General features: G+C 65.0%; 14 protein-coding genes. 9 read left to right on the top strand and 5 right to left on the bottom strand.

Annotated elements, in window-relative coordinates; genetic code table 11:
• Positions 1-463: 463 nt before the first annotated feature.
• Positions 464-1,264, top strand: coding sequence for an HDOD domain-containing protein (locus IV454_RS12040; RefSeq protein ID WP_206091643.1), 801 nt, complete (start codon positions 464-466; stop codon positions 1,262-1,264).
• 93 nt (positions 1,265-1,357) lie between these two features.
• On the opposite strand, the gene IV454_RS12035 is transcribed toward IV454_RS12040, so the two are convergent.
• Positions 1,358-3,517, bottom strand: a complete 2,160-nt coding sequence (locus IV454_RS12035) for a phosphocholine-specific phospholipase C (RefSeq protein ID WP_206092648.1) — start codon at positions 3,515-3,517, stop codon at positions 1,358-1,360.
• A gap of 46 nt (positions 3,518-3,563) precedes the next feature.
• Entirely contained in the window at positions 3,564-3,785 is a 222-nt protein-coding gene (locus IV454_RS12030; RefSeq protein ID WP_206091642.1) for a hypothetical protein, read from the bottom strand.
• A 451-nt stretch (positions 3,786-4,236) separates the two neighbouring features.
• Between IV454_RS12030 and IV454_RS12025 the strand changes: the two genes are divergently transcribed.
• The 7 genes from IV454_RS12025 (at position 4,237) to IV454_RS11995 (ending at position 10,511) form a co-directional block, all read left to right on the top strand.
• The gene (locus IV454_RS12025; protein ID WP_229522202.1) at positions 4,237-5,859 is read left to right on the top strand and encodes a methyl-accepting chemotaxis protein; all 1,623 of its coding nucleotides are present in this window, start codon (positions 4,237-4,239) and stop codon (positions 5,857-5,859) included.
• A gap of 165 nt (positions 5,860-6,024) precedes the next feature.
• Positions 6,025-7,023 carry an LLM class flavin-dependent oxidoreductase gene (locus IV454_RS12020; protein WP_206092646.1) on the top strand — a complete coding sequence of 333 codons (999 nt, stop codon included), beginning with the start codon at positions 6,025-6,027 and terminating at the stop codon, positions 7,021-7,023.
• A gap of 57 nt (positions 7,024-7,080) precedes the next feature.
• Complete coding sequence (locus IV454_RS12015; RefSeq protein WP_054266102.1) at positions 7,081-7,575, top strand: Dps family protein; 495 nt, start codon at positions 7,081-7,083, stop codon at positions 7,573-7,575.
• A gap of 145 nt (positions 7,576-7,720) precedes the next feature.
• Entirely contained in the window at positions 7,721-8,491 is a 771-nt protein-coding gene (locus IV454_RS12010) for a ParA family protein (RefSeq protein WP_206091641.1), read from the top strand.
• A 74-nt stretch (positions 8,492-8,565) separates the two neighbouring features.
• On the top strand, positions 8,566-9,240 hold the full coding sequence (locus tag IV454_RS12005; RefSeq protein WP_206091640.1) for a type 1 glutamine amidotransferase domain-containing protein: 675 nt from the start codon (positions 8,566-8,568) through the stop codon (positions 9,238-9,240).
• A 223-nt stretch (positions 9,241-9,463) separates the two neighbouring features.
• Positions 9,464-9,940 carry an Hsp20/alpha crystallin family protein gene (locus IV454_RS12000; RefSeq protein WP_229522201.1) on the top strand — a complete coding sequence of 159 codons (477 nt, stop codon included), beginning with the start codon at positions 9,464-9,466 and terminating at the stop codon, positions 9,938-9,940.
• A 217-nt stretch (positions 9,941-10,157) separates the two neighbouring features.
• On the top strand, positions 10,158-10,511 hold the full coding sequence (locus IV454_RS11995; protein WP_054268092.1) for a hypothetical protein: 354 nt from the start codon (positions 10,158-10,160) through the stop codon (positions 10,509-10,511).
• Between the two features lie 83 nt (positions 10,512-10,594).
• Here the strand turns inward: IV454_RS11995 and IV454_RS11990 are convergent, their stop codons facing one another.
• From IV454_RS11990 to IV454_RS11980, 3 genes are read right to left on the bottom strand one after another with little or no spacing between them, the layout of a single operon-like run.
• On the bottom strand, positions 10,595-11,020 hold the full coding sequence (locus IV454_RS11990) for a BLUF domain-containing protein (RefSeq protein WP_206091639.1): 426 nt from the start codon (positions 11,018-11,020) through the stop codon (positions 10,595-10,597).
• Positions 11,021-11,039: 19 nt separating this feature from the next.
• Complete coding sequence (gene folE / locus IV454_RS11985; protein WP_206091638.1) at positions 11,040-11,747, bottom strand: GTP cyclohydrolase I; 708 nt, start codon at positions 11,745-11,747, stop codon at positions 11,040-11,042.
• Between the two features lie 38 nt (positions 11,748-11,785).
• On the bottom strand, positions 11,786-12,784 hold the full coding sequence (locus IV454_RS11980; protein WP_206091637.1) for a MerR family transcriptional regulator: 999 nt from the start codon (positions 12,782-12,784) through the stop codon (positions 11,786-11,788).
• A 185-nt stretch (positions 12,785-12,969) separates the two neighbouring features.
• Here IV454_RS11980 and IV454_RS11975 point away from each other — a divergent pair, with 185 nt between their 5' ends.
• Positions 12,970-13,275 carry a PsiF family protein gene (locus tag IV454_RS11975; RefSeq protein WP_206091636.1) on the top strand — a complete coding sequence of 102 codons (306 nt, stop codon included), beginning with the start codon at positions 12,970-12,972 and terminating at the stop codon, positions 13,273-13,275.
• Positions 13,276-13,339 lie beyond the last annotated feature (64 nt).

Below are 13,339 nucleotides of genomic sequence, written 5' to 3'. Positions count from 1 at the left end.
TTCGGAACGCTGAGCTAACACTATTGAACATAGATGACGTATGGCCTCCTGTCAACATATCCCGGTGGACGGTCCGAAGGCCATCGCCCGCCCCACGGCGCACGCTAAAACAACACCCTCGGCGCACGGCGCGCGCGTGCTGTTTTTTACGCAAGCCGCATGGCGCGCCAGTCGCCCGTAGAGGAAATGGAAAATGGTCCGCGCGCGCGCCGGCGCCGGCGCCATGGCAGGCTGGCCGCCCTGTCCTGGACGCGTCGGATTTTGTTTGCATGGGGCATTACTCAGAGTAGACTGGATCATCAACGCAAGCCGGGGAAATCCGAAGCATGCCTGCCCGCTATCGCACCGCCGTTCACCCATCGACTCTCCCGGCCCAGCCCGGCGGCGCGGCCCTTGTCCTGTCCAAACCGTTCCGTTTGCCTCTCCGTTCACCACGCCGCGACTGACCTTCAAAGGAAGCCCCATGCCCGAACTCTCCGCATTTTTTCAGAACGTCAAACTCCCGGTGATCTCCGAAGTAGCCCATGCCCTCATCAAGACGCTCGATGATGAAGATGCCTCGGCCAAGTTGATCAGTTCCATCATCGCGCGCGATCCGGCGCTCACCGCCAAGCTGATGCGCCTGGCCAACAGCGCCCGCTTCGGCGTCACGCGCGGCGTCAATTCGCTCGACGACGCCATCGCCATGACCGGCATGTCGCACGTGCGCACCCTGGCCCTGGCGGCCTGCTTCGCTGAAACCTTCCCCGACTTGCCGGGCCTCGACAGCGATGAATTCTGGAAAAGCAGCATGGCCTGCGCCGGCTATGCCAAGTGGCTCTCGTCGAGCCTGGGCAGCGATGGCCAGGATGCCTGGCTGGCCGGGATGATGGTGCGTCTGGGCGAACTGCTGATCTACCAGGCCGAGCCGGGCGCATTCGCGGAAATCGAACTGCAGCCGCACCTGCCGGGCGGACGCTGGGAACGCGAACAGCGTTTGCTGGGTTTTTGCGAAGGCGACATCACGGCCGAGCTGTGCCGGCGCTGGAACTTTCCCGAAACCATAGTGCGCGCGCTGGAATGCTCGTCGGACCCGATGGCGGCCCATCCGTTCAGCAAGCTCGGCGGCATCATCCACTTGGCCAGCCTGCTGGCCGATACCCCCAGCGACGACCCGGAGATTCTCGACACCTTGCCGCAGGACATAGTCACGGCCCTGCAACTGAACCGCGAGTGGATAAAGGCCAAGTTTCCTTCGCACGGGTCGTTCTCGGCGGCGCCCTAAGCATCCATTTGAACCCGCGGCAACTGCGTGAGCCATTGCGCGCTCACGCGGGCAGCGGCGGCCAGGGTCGCTTCATCGCCGCATCGTGATCGCTCAATCGCCGGCCAGCGCCAGCCCGCCCATGGCCGGGTCGCTGATCGAATCCTTGCCCGTTTCCACCCTGCCGGCAAAGCGCCGCACGTAGCCGGGCAGTTCCGTCACGCGCACGCTGAAGTCGTACCAGTTGCCGCAATCGCACAGCGGCCAGGCTTGCTCCGACAGCGCACCGGCCGCCACCGTCACGTTCCACGCCGGCGCATCGAGGTAGGCATTGGCCTTGAGCACGAAGGTCGCCGCCACACTGCCGTTGTTGCGCAGTTTGGCCGACACACCGCCGTTGACAATGTCGTAGCAGACCTGGATTTCCGGCTGCGGCCCCTGGCGCGACGCAGTGCCGCTGAAGTGGCGGTGAAAGCCGTTCGGCCCCAGCACCCACAGATCGTACATGCCCTGCTGGTCGCCCAGGGGCCAGACGCCGTTCAAGTCCTTGCCCGCCTCCACCGTGTAGCGGCGCGGGGCCTGGGTCAGGCGATTCTGGTCGTACACATGGAACACTGCCGCCGCCGCACCGGTGTTGGAAAACAGCAGCTCCACGTCGACCGTGTCGGGATGCACCCGCGCACTGACGTGCAGCTCGTACGGCAAGGCACGCGAGGGCCGGGTGCCGGTCGCCTGGGTCGGCAGTTCCGGCAAGGGCGGCAGCTCCGGGGTGGTGGTCTCGCCCAGCGCACGGGCGCGCGCGGCCAGCGCCTTGGTATCGGGCAAGGCGCCGGAAAAGGCCGCGCCGTCCGGGTCCTTGAAGTTGAATGCACTCATCAGGTCGCCGCAGACGGCGCGGCGCCACGGGGTGATGCCCGGTTCCATCACGCCGAAACGGTTTTCGATGAAGCGGATGACGGAGGTGTGGTCGAACACTTGCGAGTTGACCCAGCCACCCTTGCTCCACGGCGAAATCACATACATCGGCACGCGCGGACCCAGGCCGTACGGGCGGTGCATGAGCGCGGGCGTTTCCATCGTTTCGGCGGTCGCGAACTCATGGTATTCGCCAACGGTGCTCACGGTCGAGGCGCCAGCGAGCACGGCTTGCTTCGCGTCGCTGTGCCATTGCACGTACGATGGCGCGGCAGGCGGTGGCACGTGGTCGAAAAAGCCATCGTTTTCATCGAACATCAGCAACAGCACGGTCTTGCTCCAGACCTCGGTGTTCGAGGTCAGCGCGTCCAGCACGGCCGCCGTGTATTCGGCGCCCTGCGCCGGGCTGGACGGCCCGGGATGCTCCGAGCCTTCGGCGGTGGCGACGATGAACGACACTTGCGGCAGCTTGCCGGCCTGCACGTCGAGTTTCAGCTGGTCGAGGTCGCGCGTGCTCATGCCCCGTTCGCGCAATTGCGGGTCGGACCCGGGCGCATTGGCGAAGGCATCGCGAAAGCGCTTGAAGCCCGCCAGCGGGTTGTCGGTGAAGTTGTCGGCCATGTTCTGGTACACCTGCCAGCCGATGCCGGCCGCCTGCAACCGTTCCGGATAGGTGAGCCAGGCGTAGCCGCCGGTCGGATCGTGCTCGACGCTGTCGTAGCTGTTGCCGATCACCGGGCCGTTACCCTGCTTGAGCGGGTCGTTGGCGCCGGTCCAGGCAAACACCCGGTTCGGATTGGTGCCGCCCTGGAACGAGCTGTGATAGGCGTCGCAAATCGTAAACGCGTTGGCCAGCGCGAACTGGAAAGGAATATCGGCTTCCTTGTAATAGCCCATCGCATGGTTTTGCTTGTGCGCCGGCCAGTTGGCCAGGATGCCGTGGTTCCACGCGTTCTGCGCGTTCGGCCAGCTGTGCGGGGTGCCGGCCACCCGCATCGCATTGAAGCTTTGCTGGGTATTCAGATGGAAGGGTGCGATCACGCGCGGCGCCGCCGCCACCGCATCGTTGAGCTGGTACCAGACCCGGTGCTTGCCCATCGCGCCAGACGCCGGCAGCGGGATCGGGAAGCGGTCGCCGAAACCGCGCACCCCTTTCAGGGTGCCGAAGTAATGGTCGAAGGAACGGTTTTCCTGCATCAGGATGACGATGTGCTCGACATCCCGGATGGTGCCGGTGCGGTTGTTGGCCGCGACCGCGAGGGCCCTGCCTATCGCGGGCGGGAACAGGGAGAGCGCGGCGGCGCTGCCGCCGATGCTGGCGGCCTTGCGCAAGAACGCGCGTCTGCTGTTGGGTGTCATCGTCATGGTCGGGAATGCCTATCGGTGGCGCGGGGGGAAACCGCGCTCATGGGGCGCAGCGCATAGTGGCGGACTTGGCGCCGCAGGCGCGCGAGGGGTCGGCGGCGCCAGGCGCGGACGGCGGATCTTGCAGCGCCGGCGCCGATGCCAGCGGGGCCGGGTCGTCGTTGCCGCAGGCAGCCAGGCTGGCGCCCATCAGCGCGGCAAACAGGACGCGCGCGGCCAGCGGCATGGAACGGGGTCTTGGTGTGGAATACAACATGAGCATGTCTTTCCTGGAAAATCATCTGGTCACAATCTATCGGGCAAGCAAGAAAGATAATATTGCCGTTATGTTACGACAGAGTGACCACCGGATGACCTTGCTATTACACATTATTTGCAACATCTATATTCAATGCCCATCTGGCCTGTTGCTTTTCAAACGGAACGGCGCCAAATGCACGGTCATCGGCATCCTGTCATTGACTCTCCCATTTCTATAAAGTAATCTTTTTCATCGATATTTCATTGTCGGCATGACGGCAGCGCCGATTCCGCTTTGCCTTCCTGCCCGCCTGCGGGTTGCCGCGCTCACCCGCGCCAGGCCGGCCGGCAAGCCTGCAGCGATGCGGGAGCGCAATCGCATTCTGTCGCCAGCCAGCCCGGTGGCTTTTCAACAGCATCACGCGGCGCGGCGCGAAAGCCGGGCTCGCAGACTGCACGCAAAGGATGTCGCCATGACTATTCCCTTTCTCGAATCGATGAGCATCGCCAGGAAGCTCGCCACCTTGATCATCAGCAGCATCGTCGGCATCGCGGTGCTGACCGCCCTGTTCCTGATCTCCGAAAAGCGCCTCATCCTGGAAGAGCGCCAAAACAATGTGCGGCAAGCGGTCGAAACGGCGCACGGCATCGTCGCCTACTTTCACGGCCTGTCCGAAAAAGGCGGCATGAGCAAGGCCGAGGCGCAGAAAAACGCCCTGGCCGCCATCAAGGTGCTGCGCTACAACAAGACCGAATACTTCTGGGTCCAGGACCACACGCCGGTGGTGCTGATGCATCCGATCAAGCCGGCGCTCGACAACACCAACGTCAGCGCCACCAAGGACACGACCGGCAAGCAGCTCTTCGTCGAATTCGCCGATACGGTCAAGGCCAGCGGCGCCGGCCTGGTGTTCTACATGTGGCCCAAGCCGGGCAGCGACGCTCCGGTGCAAAAAGTCTCATACGTCATGGGCTTCGCGCCCTGGGGCTGGATCGTCGGCTCGGGCGTGTACATCGATACCGTCGACACAACCATCCGCGCACGCCTGCTCACCTTTTCGCTGGGCGCGCTGGTGCTGGCCGGCCTGCTGCTCGCGCTCGGACTGGTGATCGGGCGCGGCCTGCTGCGCCAGCTCGGCGGCGAGCCGGGCTACGCGGCCGGGATCGCGCGCAGCATCGCCGAAGGCGACCTGAGCGTCAATATCGACCTCAAGCACGATGACAGCACCAGCCTGCTGCACGGCATCCGCACCATGCGCGACGACCTGGCCAAGATCGTGATGCAGGTCCGCATGGGCACCGATACCATCGCCACCGCATCGAGCCAGATCGCATCCGGCAACCTCGACCTGTCTTCGCGCACCGAGCAGCAAGCCAGTTCGCTGGAAGAAACCGCCGCGTCGATCGAAGAGCTGACCGGCACCGTCAAGCAAAACTCGGACAACGCGCGCCAGGCCAACCAGCTGGCCGCCACCGCGTCCGACGTGGCCATGCAGGGCGGCGCGGTGGTGGCAAAGGTGGTCGACACCATGGCCTCGATCAATGACTCGTCGCGCAAGATCGTCGACATCATCAGCGTCATCGACGGCATCGCCTTCCAGACCAATATCCTGGCCCTGAACGCGGCGGTGGAAGCGGCGCGCGCCGGCGAACAGGGGCGCGGGTTTGCCGTGGTCGCCTCGGAAGTGCGCAACCTGGCCCAGCGCAGCGCCGCGGCCGCCAAGGAAATCAAGGCCCTGATCGGCGACTCGGTCGAGAAGGTATCGGTCGGCAACAAGCTGGTCGCCGACGCCGGCGGCACCATGGACAATGTGGTGGCCAGCGTGCGCCGCGTGACCGACATCATGGCCGAGATTTCCGCCGCCAGCCACGAGCAGAGCGCCGGCATCGCCCAGGTCAACCAGGCCATCGCCCAGATGGATGAGGCGACCCAGCAGAATGCCGCGCTGGTCGAGCAAGCCGCCGCCGCGGCCGCGAGCATGCAGGACCAGGCCGCGCGCCTGTCGCAGGTGGTGGGCGTGTTCCGCCTCGACGGCGTGAAAGGCGCCCGCGGCGCCCCGGCACAACGCGCGCCGCGCCAGGGACGGCTGACGTAAGCGGCCGCAGCGGAGCGTTGTCAATACAGCGCACCCGCCCTGTGGGATGCCGGACGGCATGGGGACGACACGCCTTTTAAACGGCGCACCCGTCCCCATGTGGGTAAAACTGCGCTGCACAATCAGAGGCCGCGCCAGCCCCCTTACCGTCCCAAGGCACCGATGATGATTCCCTTTTCCGTACTCGACCTGTCCCCGATCACCCAAGGCAGCAGCGCGCGCGTATCGTTCCAAAACACGCTCGACCTGGCGCAGCATGCCGAACGCTGGGGCTATAAGCGCTACTGGCTGGCCGAGCACCATGGCATGCCCGGCATCGCCAGCGCCGCCACCGCCGTGCTGCTGGGCTACGTGGCCGGCGGCACCTCGACCATCCGGGTCGGCGCCGGCGGCGTGATGCTGCCGAACCACTCTCCGCTGGTCATCGCCGAGCAGTTCGGCACGCTCGAGTCGCTGTATCCCGGCCGCATCGACCTGGGCCTGGGGCGCGCCCCCGGCTCGGACCAGGCCACCGCACGCGCCATGCGCCGCAACCTGCAATCGGACGCCGACGAGTTTCCGCAAGACGTGGTCGAGCTGATGGATTACTTTGCCGACACGCCGCGCCGCCCGGTCATGGCCGTGCCCGGCGCGGGCTTGAAGGTGCCGCTCTGGATCCTCGGGTCGAGCCTGTTCGGCGCTCAGCTGGCCGCCCAGCTGGGCTTGCCGTATGCCTTCGCCTCGCACTTCGCCCCGGCCCAGATGATGCAGGCGGTGGACCTGTACCGCGCCCGCTTCCGCCCATCGGCCCAGCTCGACAAACCCTACGTGATGCTCGGCTTTAACGTGTTCGCCGCCGATACCGACGACCAGGCCGCGCTGCTGGCCACCTCGATGCAGCAAGCCTTCGTCAACCTGCGCAGCGGCCGCCCGGGACGCCTCCAGCCGCCCGTGTCCGGCTACCTCGACGCCCTCGGCCCGCAGGAAAGGACCATGCTCGACCAGGTGCTGTCGTGCTCGGCCATCGGCGCGCCGCAGACGGTCGCGCGCCAGTTGCAGCAGTTCATCGAGCGCACCGGCGCCGACGAGCTGATGATCACCTCGCAGATCTTCGACCACCAGGCTCGCCTGCATTCCTACGAAATCGTCGGCCAGATCCATGCCGCCGCGCACGCGCTTGCCTGAAATCGCCACTATTCTTCACCCTTTTCCCATCAACGCCTCAGACAGGAGCATCTACCCATGAACAGCAACACCTCGCCCGCCCCCATGGTCGACCTCGGCATTGCCGACGCCGACCGCAAGCAGATCGTCGAAGGCCTGTCGCGCCTGCTCGCCGACAGCTACACCCTGTACCTGAAGACCCACCAGTACCACTGGAATGTCACCGGTCCCATGTTCCAGACCCTGCACACCATGTTCATGACCCTGTACAACGAGCAGTGGCTGGCGGTCGACCTGATCGCCGAGCGCATCCGCGCGCTGGGTGAACTGGCGCCCGGTTCCTACCAGCAATTCGCCGCGCTGACCTCGATCACGCCGACCAGCGGCACGCCGAGCGCCAAGGACATGATCCGCGACCTGATGGAAGGCCAGGCCACCGTGGTGCGCACCGCGCGCGCCCTGTTCAAGGTCGCCGAAAAAGCCAACGACCAGCCGACCTGCGACTTGCTGACCCAGCGCATGCAGACGCACGAAAAATACGCCTGGATGCTGCGCAGCCTGCTGGAAGACTGATCACAAGGCGGCGCCGGCCTTGTGCCCGGCCGCCGCCTGCCTGCTGCCGAACGTGGCATCAAGCTCACACTTGGCCCTGCCGTCACCAGATGCTGCATCGCAGCATGCTAGTATTGAAAAATCAATCACTCTCCCGGGCCGGCAAATGAAACGTGTGATTTTCAACCAGAAGGGTGGCGTCGGAAAGTCGACGATCGCGGTCAACCTGGCGGCCATCGCGGCGCAGCAGGGCAAGAAAACCCTGCTGATCGACATCGATCCACAATGCAACGCCAGCCGCTACCTGCTCGGCGCGGCCATGAACGACGTGACGCCGACCATGGGCGCCTACTTCGAGCAGATGCTCAACTTCATCGTCTTTCCCAAGCCCGCCAGCGATTTCGTGCACCCCACGCCGTTCGAGAACCTGTCGCTCATGGTGTCGCACCCGGAACTGGGCGACCTGCAAGCCAAGCTCGAATCGCGCCACAAGATCTACAAGCTGCGCGACACCCTGACCGAACTGGCGCAAGACTTCGACGAGATTGTCGTCGACACCCCGCCTGCCTACAATTTTTTCACCCAGTCAGCCCTGATCGCGGCCGACCGCTGCCTGATTCCCTTCGATTGCGACGATTTTTCGCGCCAGGCGCTGTACACCCTGGTGGCCAACGTGGCCGAGATCAAGGCCGACCACAATCCCGCGCTCGCGATCGAAGGCATCATCGTCAACCAGTTCCAGGCCCGCGCCCGGCTGCCGCAGCGCCTGGTGGACGAACTGAGCGCGGAAGGCTTGCCGGTGCTCGCCAACAAGCTCTCGAGTTCGATCCGCATCCGCGAATCGCACGACCGCAACCTGCCCATGATCCACCTCGACCCGCGCCACAAGCTGAGCCAGGAGATGCTGGCCCTGTACCACGAACTGCAAGCCGCCTAAGCCTGCTGGACGACGCCGCACCGGCATTTGTGCCACACTGCCAGGATTGCTTCTTTCCCAACACTGGAGTCCACATGAATGTATTGATGGTATTAACCTCGCACGACAAACTGGGCGACACCGGGCACAAAACCGGCTTCTGGCTCGAGGAATTCGCGGCACCGTACTACGTGCTCAAAGATAAGGGCGTCAATGTCGTGCTGGCCTCGCCGGCCGGCGCCCAGCCGCCGCTCGACCCCAAGAGCGACGAACCCGATTCGCAGACCGACTCCACGCGCCGCTTCAAGCAAGACCCGGCGGCGCAGGCAGCCCTGGCCGCCACCTTCAAGCTGGCGGACATGAAGGCTGCCGAGTTCGACGCCTTGTTCTATCCGGGCGGCCACGGCCCCCTGTGGGACCTGGCCGAAGACAAGCATTCGATCAGCCTGATCGAAACCATGATCGCCGCCGGCAAGCCGGTGGCCGCCGTCTGCCACGCACCGGGTGTGCTGCGCCATGTCAAGGGTCCGGATGGCAAGCCGCTGGTCGCCGGCAAGCGCGTCACCGGCTTCACCAACACCGAGGAAGAAGCGGTCGGCCTGACCAAGGTAGTGCCGTTCCTGGTGGAAGACATGCTCAAGGAACATGGCGGCATCTATTCCAAAGGTCCGGACTGGGCTTCGTACGTGCTGACCGACGGCTTGCTGGTCACGGGCCAGAATCCGGCCTCGTCGGAAGCGGGCGCCGAAGCGCTGCTCAAGCTGCTGTAAAGTCCCCCCTGCCGCGTGGCGCGCAGCGGTTTCGCGCCACGCTGGCAATCCGGCCGACGCGGGTATCGCCGGCAGTGCGAGCGGCATCGGCAATGCCGGCACTGGCAGCAGCGGCAGTAGCGGCGCAGGCAGCGAGGCAGGCGGCGAAGCGATGACCGGATCGGGCGCAGACGGCGCGGCAGGTAGTTTTGCCAGCGCTGGCAGCGGCCAGAGCCGTGCGGCGATGGCAGATGGAACCCGTAGCGGTCAAGGCGGCGCGGCCACGGAAGATGGCAACGGTAGCGCCCAGGGCAGTGCGGAAGCGGGCGCCGGCGCGATGGCCCAATCCCGCTCCACGGACCAGACCGGCGGCACCGCCCTCGCCCGCAGCGGCGTCCTGATACCGCCGGTGGACGTGATCGAAGACGCCAACGGCATCACCTTGCTGGCCGACATGCCCGGCGTCTCCCGGGACAAGCTCGACCTGCGCCTCGAAACGAACAGCCTCACCATCAACGGCGCCGTGTCGCTCGACGTGCCGCCAGAGATGGAATCGCGCTACGCCGAGGTCAAGCACCAGCACGACCAGCGCAGCTTCGCACTGTCCAGGGAGCTCGACGGCGAGCAGGCGAGCGCGGAGCTGACCAATGGCGTGCTCAAGATCCGCATCCCCAAGACGGCGCACGCCCAGCCGCGCAGGGTACAGATCAAGGTCGCCTAGCACCGGCGACCGACCCAGGCCGCTGACGCATGCTGGCCAGGCTGCCCGGATCGGGTCGGGGCGGCGTGTCTGCGTTCCCTTAGATGGCATGTCCCCCTCCTCGATCGGCATGCAAGGCACGCTGTTGTACGTACGCGCCTATCCATGTATGATCCGGCGCGGCACCCGCCCCATGGGCGGGACGGCCGGTCAAAACAACTATAACGAAAGAGAACTCATGAAAATCAAGATGCTCGTCATCGCAAGCGCCTTGCTTGCCAATGCCGCGATTGCCGGTGATGCCGACTTCACGCTGGTCAACAAGACCGGCTATCCAATCCGCTCGGTCCACATCGCGCCAGCCAAAAGCAAAACCTGGGGCGACGACCGTTTGGGCGAGGGGATTCTGTCGCCCAACAAAGCGCGTCTGATCAAGTTTGCAAGCAAGGCGCACTGCCTGCAAAGCCTGAGCATCACCTTCGACGACGATGGTTCGGAAGTCGAGTGGGACGACTTCGATCTGTGCGAGCTGAACAAGATCACGCTCAAATACAACCGCAAGACCGGCGACGTGTCGGCTGACGAAGAGTAAGCTTTTCCCCACGCCATGCCAGCGGCCCCTGTCGACGACGGGGCTCGCGGGCGGCCCCGGCCGCACCCGGTGCGGCCCCTTCCCTACGGGTGGCCGACCACCGAAGCGCTGGCCATCAGCTCGTCGATCAAGGCCAGCGAATTCTTGCCGGACATGGCATGCGGGTTCAGCCCCGGCAAGTCGGAAAAACGCAGCAGGGTCGATGGATTGATGCGCGCCAGGTTCGCCTTGCCCATGGTCCAGCCGGCATAGCGGCGCTCATTGATTTCTTCATAATGCAGCAGCACCACATCGGTGTGGCGCGGATCGTGCACGATTTTCGCGTACAGCGCGTTGACCGCCTCGCGCCCGCCTTCGAGCACTTGCATGTAGACATGCTCGCTGTGGCACAGGACGCCCGTGATGCCATGGCCAGGATTGTGCGCGTGCGCCTGGCACATGATGTCATGGATCGTATCGGGCTGCGGCGAAGCGACAGCGCGGCTGGAGTACAGGAGACGGACGAGCATGGTGTGATTCTCCGAAGGATCAGCGTTTAATCAGGGACAAAAATTCGCGCCGCAGCGCCGGATCTTTCAAAAACGAGCCGTGCATGACGCTATTGATCATTTTCGCATCCATATCCTTGACGCCACGCCACTGCATGCAAAAATGGTCTGCTTCCATGACCACGGCCAGGCCGTCCGGCTGCATCTTTTCCTGCAACAGGTCGGCCAGCTGCACCACCGCTTCTTCCTGGATTTGCGGACGGCTCATGATCCAGTTGGCGATGCGCGCGTATTTCGACAGCCCGATCAGCGCCGAATGCTCGTTCGGCATCACGCCGATCCAGACCTTGCCGATCACCGGGCACAGATGGTGCGAACAGGCGCTGCGCACCGTGATCGGGCCGATGATCATCAGCTCGTTCAAATGCGATGCATTGGGAAATTCGGTCACCGGCGGCATCGGCACATAACGGCCGCCGAACACTTCGTTGATGAACATCTTGGCCACGCGGCGCCCGGTATCCTGGGTATTGTGGTCGCTGACGGTATCGATCACCAAGCTTTCGAGCACGCCTTGCAGCTTGGCGCTGACTTCATCGAGCAGCTCGTCGAGTTCGCCCGGCTCGATGAAACGCGCGATATTATCGTTGGCGTGGAAGCGCGTCTTGCTGGCGACCAGGCGCTCGCGGATGCGCTCCGACACCGTCACGGTGCTCGCTTGGTATTCGGTAGTCAATCCGTTCGACATGCTCAGTTCCTGTGAAAGATAATAAAAAGTGGTCCGGCTTACGCCAGCCCATCCGGCAGCGGCAAGCCCTCGGTCCGCGCCAGCCGCAGCAAGGCGTTTTCCAGCAGGGTGCGCGCCTGCGCCGCCGCCTGGCCCAGATCGTGGTGCAAGGCGGCGTCGCCGGGATTGCGCGCGCCGCACTGCGTGCTGTAGCGCTCGAAACTGCCGATCATCGTCAGGATATCGGCCAAATGCCGCGGGCACTCGCACATCACGCTATTGCTGGCCGCCGCCAGGGCCGCAAGGGCTTGCTCGTCGAGCCGGCGCGGCGCCAGCGCTTCGCCGCAGCGCGGCGGCGCAACGCTGGCCGGCGCGGCCGGCGCCGCGCGCCGCGCCGGAAACGCCACCTGGCACAGCAATGCCACCTCGGCCATATCGGACGGCGCGCGCGCCACCAGGCAGCCGAGGGCGCGCAGATGGCGGATCGTGGCGCTGGCGCAAAAACGGTACAGCACCACCACCGCCGGCGTGCCGCACGCCAGGCGCGCGGCGGCCACCCGCGGCAGGGCCGAATCGTCGAGCTCGGACAATTCGATCAGCAGCACGTCGGCGGCCACCGCGCGCAAGGCCGTGGCCGCCTCGTCAAGGCGGGCGCACGACGCGCGCACGTCGAGCGCGAGCCGCTCGCGGCCACCGGCCGCCAGCTGGCGCGCCAGACCCGTGCCCACCACCGCCACCCGGATCGGACCGCTGGCGCCGGTGTCGGCCGCCAAGGGCTCGGCCAGGTGCTGGAGCTGGTCGAGCGGCAGACGGGCCATGGCGCCGATCGGATGGCCCTGGTCGACCAATTGCTTGATCAGGCTCAGCCGGCGCACCTGGGCGCTCGAATACAAACGCTGCCCGCGCGCCGAGCGTTGCGGCTCGGACACGCCGTAACGGCGCTCCCACACCCGCAAGGTTTCGACGGGCAAGCCCGCCAGACGCGCGGCCACGCCGCTGCGGTAAGCGCCGGTATCGTCGGAGCGCACCGTATCGTGGTCGGCAGGAAGTGTATTCATGGCGTCATCTTTCTTTTTGAACCGCTTATGAACCGTGAAAAACCAATTATACCGCTTCAAATCATGGACAGTTGGAAGCGCGCCAAAAAGCGCCGGCCGCAAGAAAAAGTGCTTGTGCCGGCGCCTTCTGACGTATATTTACTCCGTTGCACGCCAGAACAACCCAACTACCGAGGACTAGCCCGATGAAAAACATGTTGATGACCTGCGCCCTGCTGGCGTTCACCAGTGCCGCCTTCGCCGCGCCCGCCGCCGCGCCGGCGCCCAAGTCGGCCCAGCAGAACAAGATGGTGACCTGCAACGCCGACGCCAGCGGCAAGAAAGGCGACGAGCGCAAAGCCTTCATGAAGGGATGCCTGAGCGCCAAGCCAACACCCCCGGCCGCCACGCCCCAGCAAAACAAGATGAAGACCTGCAACGTCGAAGCCACCGGCAAAAAGGGCGACGAACGCAAAGCCTTCATGAAAACTTGCCTGAGCGCCCAGAAATAAGCCCCTGCCCCGCTGCCAGGCCCTGACAGCGGGGCGCGCGCCGTGATGGCGTTCGCCTGGCGCG

Source organism: Massilia antarctica (genome assembly GCF_015689335.1).
In the GTDB taxonomy this organism is placed as follows: Bacteria; Pseudomonadota; Gammaproteobacteria; order Burkholderiales; family Burkholderiaceae_D; genus Telluria_A; species Telluria_A antarctica.
Note: the sequence above shows the minus strand (reverse complement) of the source record. Positions and strands in the feature narration are given on the sequence as shown.